Below are 19618 nucleotides of genomic sequence, written 5' to 3' on the forward strand. Positions count from 1 at the left end.
GAACAGGTCCGTCCTGAGTGTCAGGCTTTATTTCATAAAGAATAACGTAGGGCGCCTCCAATAACATCCGGGCAGTGCGGAACACTTCCGGGTGACGCTCTCCCAGACGAGGATGCTCGATCAGCATTTCCGCCTTTTTTTCGGAATTTGGAAAAGTAACGTTCCGCGCTCCGAGGTTGCTCTTTAGCGATGTCGGTGTAGATCTTCTTAACGTCGGCTCGAGCCTTTGGTGTCCAGAGAAGCTTAACGGGCATGATGGTTGGCGGCCGCCATTTCCTGACGCGCTTCATCCAACACCGCGTCAAAATCGACCTCGACCGCGGGGCCACTGGCCTTGCCTTCTTCCCACATCGCGCGCAACTTTGCGATATCGTCGCGCTTCTGGATCCACTTGGCCGACCAATCACGCATTGCTTCGCGGACAACTTCGCTTCCGCTGGCATAGGCGCCGCTGCTTACAGCATCGCGCAACAGCTATGCATGTTGTGGCGTCATCGAGACGCTTACTTTCTCAACATTGGGCATGGTGACCTCCGTATGTGGTGGTAGCAATTATTACCACTGCCCTGCCTTTGCACCAATGCCGATGTTTCGACTTGCACCGTGGAAACTCTTGATCGATCTAGCGCGCCTTGATTGCGCGAGAGGTCCATCCCTTTAAGAACTTAACATCTTCGTAATGTTAAAGGCGCTTTGAGACTGCATCTCCGGGCTCGTGTTCGAGGTCATGACCGTCGCAAAGGTTAATGGCGATGCCTTGGAGCGCGCCATAATCAAGCCGTTCCCGAAGGGTAACCATCGTCATCAGGTCCGATGAAAGATGGTTGTCGAAGCGTGCGATGTTTGGCCGGGCCACCCCCGTCATCAGGGCTTTGATCGCTGGCAGATTGCCCGCCGCCCACCGCGCGAGGCATTGGTTGACGCCATCGGGATCACAGTCTTGTAGTTCGAGGGAGTGTTGATACTGGGCTGTCCGGAAATCGCGGGCGAGGAAAGCAAGGTCGAGGGTGGTCAGCTTCCTGGTCCAGATCCAGGGGAGAACCAGAGCACCATCGGCGTAGGGCAGCATCGATCGCGTTGCCAGCCCGAGCCCTCCGAAGCAGTGTCGTGCATCGGAGAGCATCTCTCAGCCACGCGATCAACGTAGGCATACTGTTCGCTGCCTTTGAGCACGCGGTTCATTTCCAGCGCGATGCGATCGTGCAGCCCATCGCCATTTCCGCTGAAGCGTTGCGGCTTTCCACCACGGGTCGGCTTCACGGTGATGACCCGAGTGGCGTCGTCCACCTCGAGGACCTGCCAGCGCCGCCCGGCGAATATCAGTGTCTCGCCCGACCTGATCGCCGAATCCAGCGGGTAGGTGGCCTGCGTTTTTGCGTCGTGCATGATCCGATACTCCCGCTCCGTCGAAAAGACCGGGTAGAAGTCGTGCGCTTCTGTGATCCTCTCCCCGAATGCGGGTTTCACAAAGTCGCGGACAGGGATTTTAGTAAGTCGGGGACACCGATTTCAGTAAATACGGGACAGTGATTTCAGTAAGTCGCGGACAGTTGTCGCGGCGGATTTAGATCGATTTTCGTGAGCGCCGATCTGGCACTTTGCCCTCGTGGTTTGAGCGAGGACATGATGCCCAGGCGGAAGCAAGCGAGACATACTGACGTGAAGGATACGCGATCGATCCGCTCCCGCCCGCACTCGATCTCGATGCGGTTGAGGATGGACTGTAGCTGCGTGCCCCGCTCGGTCCCGATCAACGCGTGAAGTGAGCCGATGACCACGGCTTCCAGCGACGAGAACAGAAAGCGTATCTCCTTGCCGCGGCGGACGAGGAGGGCCTCCAGCGATTCCGGTGTGATGAGCACCACTCCGCTCGGGTTCTTGCGCGCCCGCGACTTGGCATCGGAAGATACGTCACCGTGCCATTTATGGAGCGGGATGTCGCAGGACTCGCAAAGCGACTCGAGCCGACGGTACTGGTCGTTGATGAGAGCCTTGAGCGGACTGACATATAGGATGCGGAAGCCGTCACGCGCATTGGCGTCGAGGACGTGGGTCAACAGCGGAAGGATCGCCGCTTCCGTCTTTCCCGCAGCTGTCCTAGCGGATACGACGACGTCGCCGCCCGCGAGGATGGCGGGGATCGCCTTTTCCTGAACGTCCCTCAGCCGCTGCCATTTCCGCGCCCAGATCCAGCGCCGGATCGGTTGGCCGAGGCGCTCAAAGGCGGAGGGTTGCAAGCTCGTCGTCCCCGTCGTCCGCGTCTGCAGGGATTTCCGCCTCGTCTGCGCGCTGACGATCCTCGCTCACTTCGATATGGGTCAGCAGGTCGTTCCACTTGACCTCGGGATTCTGCTCTATGTCAATCGGCGCTCACCGCCCAAAAACGACATCTGCGACGATGACTTTCCTTATGAAGTTGAAATCAAGTGCCCTCGCATCCGAACAAAAAAGTCCCTCTCCTTGGTTCGAATTGTGGTTTCTTACCCTCTCGATTGAGCGTCGCCAGTACGGTTTATCGACACGGCGGCTACCGCCTGTTTTAGTCCCGGTACAAGCGAAAAGCCTTGTGCGTTGGCCAGTTCGTCTACGAAACGATCCATAAAGATGGCCACACGGCGGCTCTTGCCCAGTGTGCCGGGCGCACGCACGAGGAATAGCTGCTTGGTGGCGAGTGGATGGGCCGGCAGCACCTCTTCGACAATTCCTGCCTCAAGTTGCGAGCTGACAAAGAACCGGGGAAGTGCTGCGATCCCGAGGTGGTTTTGTACGGCATGAAGCATCAGATCTGGCATTTGCGCTGCAAATGCTATCGTGATGGGCGCTTGGGCTCCATCGGCGAGTGGCAGGAACTTTTCATCAGGATCATCCTTGAACTGAATGTAGTCGAGCTTTGACAGGCCATCCAAACTCTCTGGACGACCCACTCGATCCAGGTAGCCTGGCGAGGCAATAAGCACTTGCTCAATGTCTGCAAGCTTTCGAATTGATCCCTCGGCAGGGCCAATACGGCAGGCTCGTAGCTCCAAGTCATAGGGATTCTGGATGGGATCTTGCGATTGGTCAGTTGCCTTCAGATCAATCTTGATTTTGGGATAACTGCGTCGCAGGTCCGCGAGAACCGGTACCAGTACCGTTTTTGCGATCAATGAAGGGCATGCCACGCTGAGGCGACCCTCTTCCGACGACTGCAGGGCAAACATGGCATCGTCCATGCGAGCCAATTGCGCAAGTACCTGCTCTGCGTGGGTCACCGCGACCTGTCCTGCTTCGGTCAGTCTGACACCATTGCGTCCTCGCACAACAAGTTCAACCCCATAGAGCTGTTCCAATGCGGCGATCTGTTGGCTGACAGCGGGCTGCGTGATTTTCAGGCGGCGCGCAGCAGCAGAAAGTGAGCCGTCTCGTGCAGCCGCCATAAGTGAACGCAACCCAGCGACGTTATCCATAAGCTACTCTTATGCTATCCATAAATAGATCTGGAATGTTCATCCGCATTTCATAATCCTACTTATGGCTGGACGCATGGCCAGACAAGGTGCTTAGACCAATGACAGTCAACCGCAGAAGATTTCTCAGTGTGACAGCAATGCTTCCGGCAGCGCTGGCGGCGCCCGCCGTGCTACGAGTGAGCAGCCCCGCACATGCCCAGGAGATAGCTCCAGGCATCACCCGGGGCCCTTTGGCGATGCGGCGTAAAATCGGTGAAGTCGAGGTTTTTGCGCTGATGGATGGGTACGGAACCTTCCCAAACGGGATGTTTCCATCTTTCGAAGTGACTACGGGTGAAACTGCAGCCAAGCAGGCGCACAAACCTTTCGACCCTGCCACGTTTAATATCGGCATAAACGCCTATCTCATCCGGACAAGGGACCGCATTGTCGCCGTGGACGCCGGCGCTCCGGCTGCGGTAGGTCCAAACGTTGGCAACTGGGGGCGAGCCCTTGCCGCGATCGGCGTTGCGCCAGAACAAATCGATACGATGTTTGCAACCCATATCCACGTCGATCATGTCGGAGGACTGACGAACCCGCAAACCGGCATGCGAGTATTGCCAAATGCATCCTTCGTCGCATCGGAAGCCGAATGGACGTTTGTCCATGACGAAGCGATCTATGCGAAACAGCCGAAGGACTTCCAAGCCTACTGGGATGTCTCGCGTGCGATGGTGAAGCCCTATGACAGCGTCAAAGCGCTGATACAACCGGGGTCGGAGATCGCACCAGGGCTGACAACGGTTGCCTTACCTGGCCATACGCCGGGTCAGCTTGGCCTTCGCATCGACAGTGGCAATGAAAGCCTACTGATCTGGGGCGATCTCATTCACAGCACAGCCTTCCAGTTCACCCAGCCGGATTGGTCTTTTGTCCTTGATGCCGATCAGGAAAAGGCGGCGCAAACCCGCAAGGCAATCCTCGACATGGCTGCAACGGATGAGATCATGGTTGCCGGAATGCATCTTGACTTCCCCGGCTTCGGCTTCGTCGAGCGCGCCGGTGGCGCATATCGCTTCATCGGGGCCCCCTATGACTATCGCTCATAATCTCGGGTCCGCTCAGCACATGACGTGCTCCCTATATTTTCATCTCGTTACGAAGCATTGGAACGCACAATGACAGCCCTTCAACAGACCTTTCCTCTCAACGGTGACATGACAATTCCGGCTGTTGGATTTGGCACCTACCTGATCACCCAGGAGGATGCCCGGGAGGCCGTGCGCGTCGCCATCTTGAACGGGTATCGTCACATCGATACAGCAGAAGTCTATGACAACGAAGAAGCCGTTGGCGCTGGAATCCGTGCCGGCATCGCCGAGGCCGGTCTTACCCGCGAAGACATATTCGTTACCACCAAACTCTGGCAAGGCCACGCAGCTTGGGGTCAGAAGTTGAAAAACGAGGAAGAGACCGTGGCCGCCATCAATGGCAGCTTGGAACGACTTGGCCTGGACTATGTCGATCTCTACCTCATCCATGCACCTCACGGTGGCTCCGAGCGTTTGAACCAGTGGCGTGGGCTGCTCGAAATCAAGCGCCTTGGAAAGGCGCGAAGCATTGGTGTCAGCAACTACAGCGAAAAGCATATCGAGGAGATCAGGGTCGCAGGACTTCCTCTGCCCGATGCCAACCAGATCGAGCTCCATCCTTGGTCGCAAAAGCCTGAACTCCTTGCCTACATGAAGGCAAAGGGGATCGCACCGATTGCCTACAGTAGCCTTGCGCCTCTCTCGACCTGGCGAGCCGAGCCAGGTCAGGACAGCGCCAAGACCGAAACGATGAAGACCAGCGATGGCGTACTTGCTGGAATGGCTGCAAAGTATGGCGTGACCGAAGCGCAGCTACTTTTGCGTTGGGGAGTCCAGAACGGTTACGCCATTCTGCCGAAGAGCCTAAATCCTGAGCGGATGCGCCAGAACATCAACCTTGGCGGCTTTGCCATCGATGCGGCCGATATGGCCTCGATGAGGGAGATGGATCGGGGCGACGGCATAGCGTGGTCGATTGGCGATCCCACACATGCCGACTAGTTCAGTAGTGCACAGCTGCGTGCAGACTTGGGTTGCTATGGCAATGACAGCAGATGATCTACGCGCACAAACAGGCCTTACGGGCATATGCCCGTAGGCCACTCCTTTAATAGCAGCACCTCTAAGCTGCTTAAGAGGGGGCGCAGGTTGGACTCGCACACGGTGTTGGCTGCAACGGTGCCACCCAATTCATGCGGTTTGTCGATTCGCCACTGCGAAATTGATCGATGTGGCGCATAAACCCCAGTGACACTACGGGACTAATTCTGCGGATAAAAATGCTCACTTAATTGACCTGAAGTGAACTCAATCCGGAGCCCGGCATCATGGACAACACTCTATCCGCACCGACGCACAAGAAGGATCAACTGGACCTCGCCCGCCGCGACCTTTTGAAGGTCGCAGGCGCAGGCGCAGGTGCAATCGCAACCGGCCTTCTTTCCTATACGCCGACCGCCTCAGCGATGACCGATGAGGCGTGGGACAAAGTCTTTGCCAAGAGCGACAAGGTCGACCATCAGAAAGTGCGTTTCACCAACCGTTACGGCATCGAGCTGGCGGGTGACCTCTACATGCCGAAGAATCGCGCAGCGAGCCTTCCGGCGATTGTCGTGAGTGGACCTTTTGGCGCGGTCAAAGAACAATCGTCTGGATTGTATGCGCAGATTATGGCAGAGCGCGGCTTCGTAACGGTTGCATTTGACGGATCGTTCACGGGCGAGAGTGGCGGCCAACCGCGCAACATCGCGTCCCCGGATATCAACACGGAAGATTTCAGCGCCGCAGTCGACTTCATTGGCCTCCTGCCCGAGGTCGATCAGGAACGTATCGGTATGATCGGTGTGTGCGGCTGGGGCGGAATGGCACTCAACGCAGCAGCAGTCGACAAACGCGTCAAAGCCGTGGTTGCCAGCACAATGTATGATATGACCCGCGTACTTTCGAAGGGCTACAATGATACTGTCACTCTGGAACAGAGGACCCAGAGCCTGGAGCAGTTAAGCCGTCAGCGCTGGGCTGATGCGGAGGCGGGAACCCCCGGATACATGAAGGACTTCAACGTCCTCAGAGGCGGCGAACCTCAGTTCCTAGTCGACTACCACGACTATTACATGACGCCTCGCGGTTATCACAAACGCGCCGTGAACTCGGGCAATGGCTGGTCTTTGACCACGCCTCTGTCCTTCATGAATATGCCGATCTTGTCCTACATCGCCGAAATCTCTCCGCGCCCGCTACTGCTCATCCATGGCGAGAAGGCACATTCACGGTACTTCAGCGAGACGGCCTTTTCTGCAGCAGCGGAGCCGAAGGAACTGATGATCATCCCGGACGCGAGCCACACCGATCTCTACGATCGCCTGGACAAGATCCCGTTCGACCGGATCGCCGACTTCTTCAGCCAGCATCTGGCCTAGGCTACGCCATTTGCGACGCGGCGGGTGCTGGTAGCGCTAGCTGCCCGTAACGCCGCGCGCGTATTTGAATATCCTAAAGGACATTTAAAATGACCGACAACATTGCCGGAAAAACCATCGTCATCACCGGCGCCTCGAGCGGAATGGGTGCTGCCGCTGCACGCCATCTTGCCGCCAAGGGTGCAAGTATCGTACTCGGCGCCCGCCGTGCCGATCGCATCGATGCTCTTGCCAGCGAAATCAACAATGCCGACGGTCAAGCTACGGCTGTTGTGACCGACGTGACGAAGCAGGAAGACCTGCAAAAGCTGGTAGACACCGCTGTCGAGGCCTATGGCCGGATCGACGTTCTGATCAACAATGCCGGCGTTATGCCGCTTTCGCCGATGGAGAGACTAAAGGTCGCCGAATGGGACCAGATGATCGACGTGAACCTCAAGGGCGTACTCTATGGAATTGCCGCGGCGCTCCCTTACATGAGATCTCAGAAATCCGGCCATATCATCAATCTCTCCTCCGTAGCAGGTCATAAGCTCTTCGGCGGCTCAGCTGTGTATTCCGCGACCAAGTTCGCGGTGAGGGCCCTGTCCGAAGGGCTGCGCCAGGAAATGGCGGCCTACAACATTCGCACCACGATCATTTCTCCGGGAGCCGTCAAGACAGAACTCCTCAAACACATCAGTGAGAAGGACGTGCGGGAGGCAAACCAGGACTATGTCGGACAGGTCGGCGTTCCCGCTGAGACCTTCGCCCGAATGGTCGCTTTTGCGATCAACGAACCAGACGACGTTGCGATCAACGAAATCCTCTTCCGGCCGACGGTTCAGGAGCTCTGACGCAAGCAGATGTACCGGTTTTGAATCCGCAATGCGGAAAGACATCGGCGGGGCCATCGTCGATATGGCCCCGCTCGTCCCGAATGTATTCCAGAGGAGTTATAGATGAAGTCGATTGCCGCAAGCATTGCAATCTCTGCCATTGCCGTGACAAGTGTTGAAGCTCAGGATGACCGGCGTAGGTTTGCTCCACCAGCCGCTTACGACGTTGCCCCGGGGCTCGGGCAGTTCACCGATAGCATTTTGTTCGGAGAAGTATGGCAAAGAAGCGAACTCACACCTCGGGATCGCAGCCTGGTTACCCTTTCTGCAATCATTTCCACCGGCAAAACAGCGCAGATTGCAGAGCACGTTAGCCGAGCACTGGACAATGACGTAAGCCCGTCTGAGATCGGTGAACTCATCACACATCTTGCGTTTTACTCGGGCTGGCCAAATGCTGTTTCCGCCGTGGCGGAGACTAAGGCGGTCTTTGATCAGCGCGGGCTCGCGTCCGTCACGAACAGCAATGCCCCGCGGGTCGAATTCGATCCGACCGCCGAGGCTGCTCGGAGAGCGACGATTGAGGCCACGGTTGCACCGACAGCTGCCGCGCTGGCCGATTTCACCAACAGAGTGCTCTACGAAGATCTGTGGCAGCGGCCTGATCTTGTCGCTCGCGATCGGAGTTTGGTGACGATGGCCTCCCTGATCGCGATAGGGCAGCCGGAACAATTTCCGTTTCACGCCAACCGCGCCATGGACAGTGGGCTGAAGCCGTCAGAAGCTTCAGAGGTGCTAGCACAAGTCGCCTTCTATGCAGGCTGGCCGAGGGCCATGTCCGCCGTGCCCGTGCTCAAGCAGGTTCTCGAAAACAGGAAAGGAACTTCAGTGACCTCGCCTCAGGCAGACCTTACAATCACGCCCGCAGGAACCGGGGCTGCATCAGCTCCGGAGGAATACTTCACGGGCAGTGTTCAAATTTCGGGCCGGTATCAAGCCGATGCACCCGCCCGCATTGGTGGTGCAACAGTCTCCTTCTCGGCGGGTGCTCGAACCGCTTGGCATACCCATCCCCTTGGGCAGACACTGTTCATCGTGAGCGGACGCGGCTGGGTCCAGAAGGAAGGTGAGCCAGTCCAGGAGGTCGGTCCGGGGGACGTGGTGTGGATCCCCCCGCTGATCCGGCATTGGCACGGTGCCTCGCGCACCGAAGCGATGACCCATTTCGCGGTGGCTGAATCGCTTGACGGCAGCGCGGTCACCTGGATGGAGAAGGTGGCCGACGAGGATTACAGCCTGGGTCTAGGAGAATGATGACAGCGGGGACGCGTGTCTGCGCCCCCCTTTCACGGAGCCAACAAGGAGACGACCACATGCTCAAGACAATTATAGCCGCGGTCGTTTTCGCAACAGGAGCGACCGGACCTGCCATGTCCCAAGAAGCGATTCGAATTTCTTCTGAATGGGGCGAAGTCACTGCTACCCTCGCTGACAATGAAGCCGCGAGATCTCTAGCACGGATACTGCCACTGAAGATCGAGATGTCAGACCATCTCCGTCAGGAAAAGACGGGAAATCTGCCCGCAGCGCTCCCTGAGCAGGCAAGGCAGAGAGACTTCTCGGTCGGCACCCTCGGCCTGTGGGGTGGTGGTGATTTTGTGATCTACTATCGCAGCGGCCGCGTTCCATCTCCCGGCATCATCATCCTGGGGCAAGTGACAGGCGATGTTTCGATCTTCGACCGCCCTGGCTCCATCACCGTAACAATTCAGTCTGCCGACTGAGTCATGCATGGAGCCATACTCTGTGGGAACGTGTTGATTGACGCAAACAAGTGGTCTCCGGTAAAGCTCAGGCGGCTTAAGTTCCATAATTAACGATTGCGCTGCAGCCCACGCGCGCTTGCATAAAGCTATTGGAGTTCAATTGCTTAGCGGACCACCGCGCGGGCCGACGGTTAGAATTCCTTCAAGGCGCCGATCTTGGCAATAGTTTTGGTCGGTGTACCTTCGAACTCGTCACTCGACATGGCAGCCCGCGATTGTGCTTGAACGGTGCCTGGGCGCCCGGTTCCAATTTCGTTGCAGTTTCGGCACGGCCACCTATAACTGCCGAGCGGCTCTTCTATGGCGAAGCGCGCTGTCGATTTAAAATGCGCCGATCATCAAAGTGGAAGATCATCATGCCCAAACAAAGAAAGCCTGCGGTCGTCAGCACCGGTATCGTGGGCCTTGACGAAATCCTGCGCGGTGGGCTCCCGGCGTCAAACCTTTACATGCTGCAGGGCGCTCCTGGCTCAGGCAAGACCACGGCCGCCCTCCAGTTCTTGCGCGCCGGTGTCGAGGCTGGTGAGAACTGCATATATGTGACTCTCTCGCAGACGGCGGCCGAATTGAAAGCTATCGCCATTTCGCACGGCTGGACGCTTGACGGCATCCGGGTGGAAGAGCTGGCAACGTCTGGTACGGTCAACGAGGCCGATGACCAGAGCATATTCCTGACCTCCGATCTTCGCCTGGATGAAACACGCAAAGCAATTGAAGCCGCGATCGAGGAACATAAACCCCGCCGCCTCGTCTACGATTCACTGTTAGAGATCCGTCTGATTACCGGCGACAGCCCCCGTTTTCGGCGAGAGTTGATCGGCTTCAAATCGTTCCTCGCCAAAAGAAATGTCGTTGCGTTGTTGTTGGACACCCAGACAGCGGGATCCGAGCGCAGCGGAGAGGAAGTCGAGGGTCTCGCCCATGGTGTCATTCGTTTTGACAAATCTCTGGAAGAATACGGTGGGGTGCGTCGTCGTATCGAGGTTTCGAAGATGCGCGGCGTACCCATCGCCGATGGTTATCACGATATGGCCATCCGCGAAGGGGAGGGTGTTGTGGTATTTCCTCGCATCATGCCGAGCGCGGCGGCAGAGGGCACAAAGCCGCAACTGATAAAATCTGGTGTTGCCGAGCTCGATGAGATGTTTGGCGGTGGCCAGGAATCCGGGACAACAACCCTCGTTATCGGCCAGTCGGGCACCGGCAAGTCGACAATGTCGTCACTATACGCAACAGCAGCACTCGAACGCGGGGAAAACGTCGCGCTTTTCCTGTTCGAGGAGCGGCTTGAGACGTTCTTCCGGCGGTCGGAAGGCCTGGGTATGAACCTGAGGCAGTTTCACAAGGACGGCAGACTTATTCTGCGCGATTTCAATCCCAATGAAATTTCACCCGGTGAGTTCGGGCAGATCGTTCAGGACGCCGTGACGCAGAACAAATCGCGCGTCGTCGTGATCGACAGTCTGACCGGGTATTTGAATTCCTTACCGCATCGCGAGAAAGCCGTCCGGGATATACAGTCGCTGCTGAAATACCTAGCACGCTCAGGCGTGCTCACGATGCTGATCGTTGCGCAGCATGGTCTGATCGGCCAGAATGTCGGCATTGATGTCGATGTCAGCTTCCTCGGTGATACCGTCCTGCTTTTGCGCATCATGGAGCACGAGGGACGACTTCGTCGGAACATTACCGTCGTCAAGAAGCGTCATGGACCACACGATCTCAATATCCGGGAGCTTGTCATCGAAAGCGGAGGTGTCAGCGTGATAGCGTACAATCCTCTCCCCGATTCAAAGGGATGACCGTTCTCCCCGAAAGTGAGTTGGACTGGGTGCTGGTGCTTGCTCCTTTTCGCAAGGATGCCGATTACATCGCGACCTTTCTCCAGGAACAGCAGATCGAGGTTACGGCGGCCAAGCCCGATGCAGATCTGGTCGACCATCTGGCCAAGTCGCCGGGCATGATCGTGATCACGCACGAGGCGCTCAATCCGTCTGTTGTCGAAACAGTTGCTGCGCACCTTTCCGAGCAGCCCGACTGGTCGGAAGTCCCAATCATCGTCCTTCTGGAGCGAGCGGCACCAATTGCTCGCATTCGAAGCCATCTGCAAGATTTCTGGCCGGGCGCACGCGTGCTGTTTTACACACGCCCCATCACGCCACTGGAATTCGTAAACGGCATCCAGTCCAATCTTTTGGTGCGTCTGCGCCAGCGGGAGGTCCGCAATTCCATCGAGCGAGAAAAGGAGCAGCGCCTCGAGCTAAACCACCGAGTTAAAAATATTCTTGCGAGTGTTCAGTCAATTTTTCAGATGACAAAACGGGGGGCTGCAACCGTGGAAGATCTGGCCATTGATTTTTCCGGTCGCCTACAGGCTCTGTCCAAGGTGCATGCCGCCGTTTTTGAAGCTGGTGGTGAGGAGGTCCCGCTAACGGCCGTCGTTGAACTGACAGTTTCTCCTTACAATGGTGACGGCGCCACCCGTATCGATGTCACCGGAGCTGAAATCGTCGTCAGCCGGGACGCGGGCACCACAATAGCGCTGTGCCTGCATGAACTGGTTACGAACGCCATTAAATATGGCGCGCTTTCGCAACCGGAAGGACATGTCGAAATCGCATGGACTATAGCGGCAAACGATCGAAGCGAGTTCTCGCTGACTTGGGTCGAGGTCGGTGGGCCAATTGTCCGTGAGCCGACGCGGCAGGGATATGGCACGCGCTATGTGCGCTCTGCGCTGGGTTCCTTGTTCGGCAACGTCCCCGAGATCGTGTTTGCTCCGGAGGGGTTTCGCTGCAACGTCCGGGGGCCTGCCGAAAGAATTGGCGCACGTTGACCAGTTTTGAAAAAGCGAATGATACCGCCATTTTAAATATAAGTGAAACGCGCCATTAAAGGCGGATCTATTCGGTTGGGCGCGCGTTCTAAAGGCTAACGCAGTCAGTAGACATATCTGTAGCGTCGCTGACGGAAAGTATCAGGAATGACGCATCAAGGGGCTACAGTCATCGTCGTGGAGGACGAAACGCTTGTTCGCATGCATATCGCGATGTCGCTTGAGGACGAGGGCTTCATCGTGCTCGAAGCGGCAAATGCCGACGACGCGATGGAACTTCTGGATCAGCATGCTGAGATAAGCCTGATGTTTACGGACATCGATATGCCCGGCAGCATGGACGGCTTGAAGCTGGCTGAGGCCGTGCGTGACAGGTGGCCTCCCATCAAGATCATCATTGCGTCAGGCCATCGCCATTTGCGCGGCGATCTTCTTCCTATAGAAGGCAAGTTTTTCAGCAAGCCGTATGATCATGCGCAAATCATATCCGCTATGAAAAAAATGCTTGTTGCAGTATAGGCGTCGCCTGAAGCGGTGGCCTTTCAGCAGAGCCGAGCCTTCACTTTTGAAAATGCTCATACTCTGCAGGCCCGAAAGCGTTGTGAAATCGGGGCTCAGTGTATCCTCACATCTTGTCGTAGGTGAACGACGTCAAAAGCGTGGTCACGAAGTTGCTGGCCTTCTCCTTGACGAGGACTTGCGTCCACTCGTCGGTGCCACGCAGAACCAAGCCTGAGTAGATGTTGTCGACGGCCGTCTCCTCAATACGCTTGACCTGCGACCTGAAGGCCGGCTCGTCGCCGGTCATGTACACATCGCGCACGACCACTCTCAGGATCTCCTGGATGGCGATCTGCCAAGCCGTGTTGATCGCCTGAAGTTCTGCTGTTGCTTGGTAATCCCCCCGTTTTTAACGGGTCCGATCAGTAGAATTTACGCTGCCATTTTCAGTTTCTGCCTCGGCGTGATGCCGCCGATAGCCATATTGGGTCGGTCATTGTTGTATGTCCAGAGCCAGCGTGTGGCGTGATCCTGCACCTCCTTGATGGTATCGAATATCAAGCATCCCAGCCATTCATGCCGAACCGTGCGGTTGTAGCGCTCGATGTAGGCGTTTTGCTGCGGCTTGCCCGGCTGGATATGGGCGATGGTGATGTTTCGCTTCTCGGCCCACGCCAAAAGCGTGCCGCTGATATATTCCGGGCCGTTATCGACACGAATTATATCCGGCTTGCCACGCCACTCGATGATCCGGTTGAGGGATCGAACGACCCGCTCGGCTGGCAACGAGAAATCGACCTCGATGCCAAGCCCCTCACGGTTGAAGTCATCGATGACATTCAAGGTCCGGAACGAGCGGCCGTCGGCAAGCTGATCGGCCATGAAATCCATCGACCAGGTCCGGTTCGGGTGTTCCGGCACGGCCAGCGGTTCGGGACACTCTCGAACCAAACGCTTCCTGGGCTTGATCCGAAGGTTCAATTCCAGTTCGCGATAGATGCGGTAAACCCGCTTGTGATTCCAGGTGAAGCCCTTGATGTTACGAAGATAAAGGAAACAAAGGCCGAAACCCCATGTCTTCCTGGCTGTCGTCAGACGCAGCAACCAGTCGGCAATGCCTTCGTTCTCGTTGTCGAGCTTGCGTCCATATCGATAGCATGTCTCGCTGATCGAGAACGTCCGGCACGCGAGGGCCACTTTGATATTATGCTTCTGGACCGCTTGCATGGCCATCTCCTTGCGTTGAGACGGCCTCAGCGCTTTTTTCCGAGAGCTTCCTTCAAAAGATCGTTCTGCATGCTCAGTTCCGCATACATCTTCTTCAGGCGCCGGTTCTCCTCTTCCATGCTCCTCATTTGGCTGACCATGGACGCATCCATGCCGCCTAACCGGGCCCGCCACTTGTAAAAACTCGCATCGCTCATGCCATGCTCCCGGCAAAGCTGTGCAACCGGAATGCCGTCCTCTGCCTGCTTCAGGATTGCCATGATTTGCGCGTCGCTGAATCGTGATATCTTCATCGGAATCTTCTCCAAAATCTTGTGAGAAAATTCTACTTTTAAGCCCGTTTAGTTTGCGGGGGGATTACCGCTTCTTGCGTCATGAAGTCTCCCGTCTGCAGTCCGGTAGCGGCTGCGGGTGAGGCATAAAAAAGGCCAGGCAAATTGCCTGACCTTCATTGGTCTCACGCTCTCACACAGCCAGACATCCGTGGCCAGAGGAAAGCAGATCTTGGATCAGGCTGCTTGAAGATTGCAGGCCGACATCTTGCCCGACTTGTTGTCGCGCTCCATGTCGTAGCCGATCTTCTGGCCTTCAACGATTTCGCGCATGCCGGCGCGTTCAACGGCCGAGATGTGGACGAATGCGTCCGGGCCGCCGTTGTCAGGCTGAATGAAGCCGAAGCCCTTGGTGGAATTGAACCATTTAACTGTGCCAGTGGTCATGATGAACCCTCTCGTAGCAATAGGTGATACCACTGCGCATTGCGCAGCGGACTGTGATAGCGATGCTTTAAAGGGAGGGTTCGTTCAGGGAGCGGTGCCAAACGCGCGATAACCAAAGCTCAGCAGCAAAATATCGATGACTTCTCGTATTAGTCTTTGAGAAGGCTGTCAATCATTGGTTATTCACGACTGCATTCAATTGCCGGTGGTTCGGGGTCGGAAAGGGAGTGCCCTTCGTTGAACCGCGAGGCTTCGGAAGAGTGACTATCAGTATCGGGACCGTCCATTCACCAGCGATCTTGTGCAGCACCTGACGAACCTGCGCAGCACCACTCATGTGCAGCTCACCGAAGCCGCTAGGCAAGCACCAGGATCCGTTCTATTTCGCGAGCTTGTCGTCGTTCAACCTTAGCGTCACGATCACTCCGTCTCCTGCCCACTCAAAACCAATCGACCCGCCAAGTTGACCGGACACGCTTCGATTGACCAGAATGCCTGATCATCCATCGCGAAACGGTCGTCATCCACGCTCCAGGACCAAAGGGCAACGCCGGCCGCGTGGATTGCTCTTCGCAAATTGTCAGGGCGTGCGAGCGGGTGGTTTGGATCGCGAAATGGCATGGACGAGCCCCCGTGAGGATTGTGGGTCAAAGCAAACCAGCTGACAGCGTCCTATAACACTCATGAACCTTGTATCAGCCAGAAAAACAGCGATGTCTGGATATGTATGGCGTTGGTGCAACGTTCAGCGACAGTTCATCATTCGGTCTTTGATGCGCCGGCTTATTTGGTTGCTCCCACTGAGGCTCGGCAATGAACGGAATTCGGGCGTCCACAGGCGAACATTCGGTTAAGAATGGCCACACCGATCGCAGCCTCTGTCTGTTGAGCAAGGAATGAACGAGCCCGTAGCCGCGGGCAGATGACGCCTTTGTATCGACCCATCGCGGTTTCAACCAAAGCTCGTTTGCCATAACCGGTGGACGGCTGCCATTTCAGCCGACCATCTGCCTGCATGGTTGCTATGTGGTCGTCTCTCTGGCAGCATGCTTGGGCGTTGGGCCGTTCAACCGCCTTCAAGCGCGGTGGAATAACGACCCTTGCGCCTGGACTGTGAGGCAGGACAGCTTCGTAGGTTGGAGTGCCATCATAAGCTCCATCGGCGGTGAACTGGTCGATCTCATCGTCGATCTGATCCAGCAACGGCTCCAGCTCCGAGGCATCGCCGGTTTCCTGATCTGTCGGACTAAGTGCAATGATCTCGCCACTGTCGGCATCAACCGCCAGGTGCAGCTTGCGCCAGCCACGCCGGGACTTTGCCCCATGTTTTTCTTCCAGCCATTGGCGAGCGCCATAGATCTTCAGCCCGGTGCTGTCGACCAGAACGTGAATGGCGCCGTCCGCCACATGCTGTCGGCCGTTGCCTCCGGCCGATGGTTTCCAGGTTCTGGCCCGTCGGCTCAGCGTGGAGTGATCGGGCACAGGCAAGTCCAATTCCATCATGTCAAGCACCGAACTCAGAAGCCCTTCGCTCTGGCGCAACAGCAATCCGAATACCATGCCCAGCATCAGCGTAGTTTCGATCGCCAGATCCGAATAGAGAGGCTGGCCACCACGCGTCTTACGCCGCGGAGCGGCCCAGCCCACCAGCGCTTCTGGCGTTACCCGAAGAGTTAAACTGCCACGGCGGCGAAGGCCCGCCTCATACTCCGCCCAGTTCGTCACTTTGAACTTCATCTTACCGATGTGATGTCGGCGGGCGGCGTTATGTTTGTGCGGCATGCTGGATCAATCAACCTATTTTCGATCCCGGCCGCATAGCCGCAAAATGTTGAAATTTGATCCTTGCACCAATTCCGATCAGAATGCAAAGTTATCACATATATCCAGTACCTTGCGTCAATTATCCATATTCGTCGCAGGTTCGGGTCCTTTCAAGGCGAAGGAACGCGCGCAAGCACCGGCTTCTTTCTCATAGTGCGACTTGAAAATGCTATCACTTCTGTGGTAGTGATATCACAACGAAAATATAGATAGGATCGTATAAATGGCGGCGGTGACCATACGAAACCTCTCGGATGAAACTCATCGGGCTTTACGCGCAAGAGCAGCTCACCACGGTCGTAGTACCGAGGCTGAAATTCGTGATATTCTCGAAGCCGCTGTTCATCCATCTGGACGCGTGAAACTCGGCTCGCTTCTCGCGGCCATTGGCCGTGACGCCGAAATGTCAAAAAGTGACGTCGAAGCGCTGCAACAACAGCGCGACAGGACCCCGGCGGTACCGATGACTTTCGAATGATCTTGCTAGACACTAATGTAATATCTGAGCCTTGGAAGCCGGATCCTGATACTGCTGTGCTGACTTGGCTGGATGCACAGGCCATCGAAACGCTATTCATTTCCGCTATTTCAATCGCCGAACTTCGTTTCGGCATTGCCTCAATGCCGTCGGGGAAGCGTCAGACAATTCTCCACGATCGCCTTGAAGGTGAAGTTCTACCGATTTTTGACGGGCGCATTTTGACCTTTAACGTCGGTACCTCCCGATTCTACGCGGACCTGATGGCCAGCGGCCGAACATCCGCAAAGGCGATCGGGAAGGCTGATGGATACATTGCTGCTACGGCTGCAGAAAACCATCTCGCGGTCGCAACGCGAGATACAAGCCCATTTGAAGCAGCCGGATTGAGAGTTATTAATCCCTGGGCCGCCTAAGCCTTTAGAATTACAGGTCGCTGGTTCGTTCTCATCAAGGCGAAACACCATAGCGCCCCGGACCCAGCTCCTGAGAGCTAGGGCGGATCGACATTGACCACATCCAGATCATTGCTGCGGCGAGGCAGATGAAGCCTTTGAAGTGCATAGTTGTGCGGTCGTAGCGGGTGGCGAAGCGGCGCGGTTTCCGCTCAGTTTTCGTGATGTTGTAGACCTGCTTGCCGAGCGCGGCATTGACGTCTCGTTTCAGACTGTCTCGGAATGGGCGGGGAAATTCGGGCCCAAATTCGCCCGACAGCTCAGACGGCGCTCCCGAGGCCAATTTGCGGATAAATGGCAGCTTGATGAGATGGTGGTCTCCATCAATGGAAAGAAATACTGGCTCTGGCGCGCCGTCGATGCCAACGGCTACATGCTCGATGCACTGCTGCAAAGCAGAAGAAATAAGCGCGCAGCTCTTCGCCTGATGCGCAAGCTGCTTAAGGGGCAGGGTACCGCTCCTCGGGTGTTGGTCACCGACAAGCTGCGGTCCTATTCGGCTGCCAAGGCCGACTTGATGCCGGGCGTCGAGCATCGCTTGCATAAAGAGCTCAACAACCGCGCTGAAAATTCGCACCTTCCCGTACGACGACGGGAACGACGTATGATGCGCTTTAAGTCGGCTCGGCAATGCCAGCGGTTCGTCTCAACCCATGGCCAGATCGCCAATCTCTTCCTCCTTCACCGGAAACATCTGTCATCTGCAGATCATCGCCAGCTTCGCTCCAACGCCATCAGCATCTGGAGGGAAATCGCTTTGTGGATTGAGGCGTGAAATTCAGGCCGAGACGACTATCGCGTCTTATGCCTGGTTAAGGCGACGCCCCCCTCAACAGGCCCGTGCCGGCAATCGCTTCAAGCGGCCTCTAAGTCGAACTGGGGTTACGGGATATCGAACCGACCTGTTTCCAAGCGGGCCGGTTTACATCTCGTCACTTTTCAGCTGCAGGAGCGACCTTCGCTCATGACCGTCCGCAGGACGTGTTGTTTACTGATTGTGCGCAAACTGCTAGACGCACCGGTGCTGACCGGTGCCGCCCCAAGCTATCTTGACCGTCACGGAGTTCCAGCCACGCCCCACGACCTGATGCACCACGATTGCATCCTCTTTCGCGACCCATAGCTTCTATCGCGACCTCTCGTCGGCGTCGGCGTGTTTCGTGCCGCTAGTAACGCTTACAGGCCGCCTTTAAACAACGACTTGGGAGGAAATCTTTCGGCGCCCGTGCAGCACGCGGATGATTTCGATTGCGCCGCCGGTGAGTCGATAAAGAGTTAGATACTCGCCTGAGATTAGATGCCGAATACCCGGTGCAATGTCATCGCGCGCCACTCCCGAGTACGGGTGTCGTGCGAGATGCTGCCAGCGCGCCTCAATCGCATCCAGAACTCGATCAGCTGCGACTATGTTTTCAATGGCAATGTAGGACCATATCTCGATCAGATCCTCATCGGCACGATCCGTGCGGACAACGGAAAGCATAGTTAGCTTTCGCGTCGTGAAGATTCAATGCGATGGCGCGCGGCAGCTTTCACCTCTGCCATCGTCGAACGCGAACTCGGACCGCTGTCGATGCCCTCCTGAACAAGCGCTCGCAGATCCTCGACTGTGTAACCAAGCAAATCCCGTCTTTCCTTCCACTCACGCACGGCGTCGCGGATGGCTTCGCTAGTCGACGCATACTCGCCAGCATCAACCGCGCTTCGCACAAATCCGGCCATCTCAGGTGTCAGTGCAATTGTAATCTTCTCAACCGTCGTCATCGCAGGAAGCCTTCTTCTCGTCACATCTATGGTATGCGATGAGCATACCGAAGGCAAGATGCCGATATGTCGGTCTCGGCAACTACTTGATTCCCTTCCGCGTCGGCTTGCCGGCCTAGGTGGTCCGCGGTTCGGATCCCATCAAGCCGAAGGCGCTGGTTGCAGCACTGATCGCATATTCGTACGCCGGACCATCATGTATATCCCATCGACATATCCCAGTCGGCG

Annotated in this window: 23 protein-coding genes and 1 pseudogene; 12 read left to right on the forward strand and 12 right to left on the reverse strand. The window is 56.5% G+C overall.

All coding sequences use genetic code 11. The annotated features are described in order from the left end of the window. Positions 1–32: 32 nt before the first annotated feature. The 6 genes from AC4CWH_RS20530 to AC4CWH_RS20555 form a co-directional block, all read right to left on the reverse strand. On the reverse strand, positions 33–290 hold the full coding sequence (locus AC4CWH_RS20530; protein WP_491322123.1) for a type II toxin-antitoxin system RelE/ParE family toxin: 258 nt from the start codon (positions 288–290) through the stop codon (positions 33–35). Next, complete coding sequence (locus AC4CWH_RS20535; RefSeq protein WP_491322303.1) at positions 244–474, reverse strand: ribbon-helix-helix domain-containing protein; 231 nt, start codon at positions 472–474, stop codon at positions 244–246. The genes AC4CWH_RS20530 and AC4CWH_RS20535 overlap by 47 nt, the downstream gene beginning before the upstream one ends. Before the next feature lie 208 nt (positions 475–682). Further along, positions 683–1069 carry a hypothetical protein gene (locus AC4CWH_RS20540; RefSeq protein WP_491322124.1) on the reverse strand — a complete coding sequence of 129 codons (387 nt, stop codon included), beginning with the start codon at positions 1067–1069 and terminating at the stop codon, positions 683–685. After that, positions 1012–1386 (reverse strand): hypothetical protein, encoded by a 375-nt coding sequence (locus AC4CWH_RS20545; protein ID WP_491322125.1) that lies wholly within the window; start codon positions 1384–1386, stop codon positions 1012–1014. The genes AC4CWH_RS20540 and AC4CWH_RS20545 overlap by 58 nt, the downstream gene beginning before the upstream one ends. Before the next feature lie 146 nt (positions 1387–1532). Beyond that, entirely contained in the window at positions 1533–2237 is a 705-nt protein-coding gene (locus tag AC4CWH_RS20550; protein WP_491322126.1) for a DEAD/DEAH box helicase, read from the reverse strand. Positions 2238–2480: 243 nt separating this feature from the next. Continuing rightward, entirely contained in the window at positions 2481–3446 is a 966-nt protein-coding gene (locus AC4CWH_RS20555; RefSeq protein ID WP_491286954.1) for a LysR family transcriptional regulator, read from the reverse strand. A gap of 101 nt (positions 3447–3547) precedes the next feature. Here AC4CWH_RS20555 and AC4CWH_RS20560 point away from each other — a divergent pair, with 101 nt between their 5' ends. The 9 genes from AC4CWH_RS20560 (at position 3548) to AC4CWH_RS20600 (ending at position 12941) form a co-directional block, all read left to right on the forward strand. Continuing rightward, positions 3548–4540 carry an MBL fold metallo-hydrolase gene (locus tag AC4CWH_RS20560; protein WP_491286952.1) on the forward strand — a complete coding sequence of 331 codons (993 nt, stop codon included), beginning with the start codon at positions 3548–3550 and terminating at the stop codon, positions 4538–4540. Between the two features lie 69 nt (positions 4541–4609). Continuing rightward, positions 4610–5524 carry an aldo/keto reductase gene (locus AC4CWH_RS20565; RefSeq protein ID WP_491322127.1) on the forward strand — a complete coding sequence of 305 codons (915 nt, stop codon included), beginning with the start codon at positions 4610–4612 and terminating at the stop codon, positions 5522–5524. A gap of 326 nt (positions 5525–5850) precedes the next feature. After that, positions 5851–6942, forward strand: coding sequence for an alpha/beta hydrolase (locus tag AC4CWH_RS20570; RefSeq protein ID WP_491322128.1), 1092 nt, complete (start codon positions 5851–5853; stop codon positions 6940–6942). Between the two features lie 89 nt (positions 6943–7031). Continuing rightward, positions 7032–7778: an SDR family oxidoreductase gene (locus tag AC4CWH_RS20575; RefSeq protein WP_491322129.1), complete on the forward strand. Its 747-nt coding sequence runs from the start codon at positions 7032–7034 to the stop codon at positions 7776–7778. A gap of 105 nt (positions 7779–7883) precedes the next feature. Beyond that, on the forward strand, positions 7884–9074 hold the full coding sequence (locus tag AC4CWH_RS20580) for a (R)-mandelonitrile lyase (RefSeq protein ID WP_491322130.1): 1191 nt from the start codon (positions 7884–7886) through the stop codon (positions 9072–9074). 59 nt (positions 9075–9133) lie between these two features. Continuing rightward, entirely contained in the window at positions 9134–9544 is a 411-nt protein-coding gene (locus AC4CWH_RS20585; protein WP_491322131.1) for a cyclophilin-like fold protein, read from the forward strand. A gap of 398 nt (positions 9545–9942) precedes the next feature. Then, positions 9943–11388: a DUF7125 family protein gene (locus AC4CWH_RS20590; protein ID WP_491286940.1), complete on the forward strand. Its 1446-nt coding sequence runs from the start codon at positions 9943–9945 to the stop codon at positions 11386–11388. Further along, positions 11385–12422, forward strand: a complete 1038-nt coding sequence (locus AC4CWH_RS20595) for a sensor histidine kinase (RefSeq protein ID WP_491322132.1) — start codon at positions 11385–11387, stop codon at positions 12420–12422. The genes AC4CWH_RS20590 and AC4CWH_RS20595 overlap by 4 nt, the downstream gene beginning before the upstream one ends. Before the next feature lie 147 nt (positions 12423–12569). Beyond that, the gene (locus AC4CWH_RS20600) at positions 12570–12941 is read left to right on the forward strand and encodes a response regulator (RefSeq protein WP_491322133.1); all 372 of its coding nucleotides are present in this window, start codon (positions 12570–12572) and stop codon (positions 12939–12941) included. Between the two features lie 106 nt (positions 12942–13047). Here the strand turns inward: AC4CWH_RS20600 and AC4CWH_RS20605 are convergent, their stop codons facing one another. The 4 genes from AC4CWH_RS20605 to AC4CWH_RS20620 form a co-directional block, all read right to left on the reverse strand. After that, positions 13048–13293, reverse strand: a complete 246-nt coding sequence (locus AC4CWH_RS20605) for a hypothetical protein (RefSeq protein WP_491322304.1) — start codon at positions 13291–13293, stop codon at positions 13048–13050. A 62-nt stretch (positions 13294–13355) separates the two neighbouring features. Then, a protein-coding gene (locus AC4CWH_RS20610; protein WP_491321446.1) for an IS3 family transposase occupies positions 13356–14443 on the reverse strand; the annotation gives its coding sequence in 2 pieces (ribosomal slippage) (positions 13356–14182 and positions 14182–14443; 1089 coding nt in all). Positions 14444–14659: 216 nt separating this feature from the next. Continuing rightward, positions 14660–14869 carry a cold-shock protein gene (locus AC4CWH_RS20615; RefSeq protein ID WP_007605510.1) on the reverse strand — a complete coding sequence of 70 codons (210 nt, stop codon included), beginning with the start codon at positions 14867–14869 and terminating at the stop codon, positions 14660–14662. 783 nt (positions 14870–15652) lie between these two features. Continuing rightward, positions 15653–16651, reverse strand: coding sequence for an IS5 family transposase (locus tag AC4CWH_RS20620; protein WP_491322134.1), 999 nt, complete (start codon positions 16649–16651; stop codon positions 15653–15655). A gap of 265 nt (positions 16652–16916) precedes the next feature. Between AC4CWH_RS20620 and AC4CWH_RS20625 the strand changes: the two genes are divergently transcribed. The 3 genes and pseudogenes from AC4CWH_RS20625 to AC4CWH_RS20635 form a co-directional block, all read left to right on the forward strand. After that, positions 16917–17171 carry a FitA-like ribbon-helix-helix domain-containing protein gene (locus AC4CWH_RS20625; protein ID WP_491286927.1) on the forward strand — a complete coding sequence of 85 codons (255 nt, stop codon included), beginning with the start codon at positions 16917–16919 and terminating at the stop codon, positions 17169–17171. Next, the gene (locus AC4CWH_RS20630; protein WP_491322135.1) at positions 17168–17587 is read left to right on the forward strand and encodes a type II toxin-antitoxin system VapC family toxin; all 420 of its coding nucleotides are present in this window, start codon (positions 17168–17170) and stop codon (positions 17585–17587) included. Before AC4CWH_RS20625 ends, AC4CWH_RS20630 begins: the two co-directional genes overlap by 4 nt. Positions 17588–17768: 181 nt before the next feature. Then, positions 17769–18401, forward strand: a pseudogene (locus AC4CWH_RS20635) (IS6 family transposase); the annotation flags it as partial. A 414-nt stretch (positions 18402–18815) separates the two neighbouring features. On the opposite strand, the gene AC4CWH_RS20640 reads toward AC4CWH_RS20635, so the two are convergent. Together AC4CWH_RS20640 and AC4CWH_RS20645 are read right to left on the reverse strand one after the other, a co-directional pair. Next, a complete protein-coding gene (locus tag AC4CWH_RS20640) occupies positions 18816–19109 on the reverse strand; it encodes a type II toxin-antitoxin system RelE/ParE family toxin (protein ID WP_491322136.1) in 294 nt (97 codons plus the stop codon). Between the two features lie 2 nt (positions 19110–19111). Then, positions 19112–19390: a type II toxin-antitoxin system ParD family antitoxin gene (locus AC4CWH_RS20645; protein WP_132442741.1), complete on the reverse strand. Its 279-nt coding sequence runs from the start codon at positions 19388–19390 to the stop codon at positions 19112–19114. Positions 19391–19618: the final 228 nt, after the last annotated feature.

Source organism: Neorhizobium sp. PAMB6716 (genome assembly GCF_058242805.1).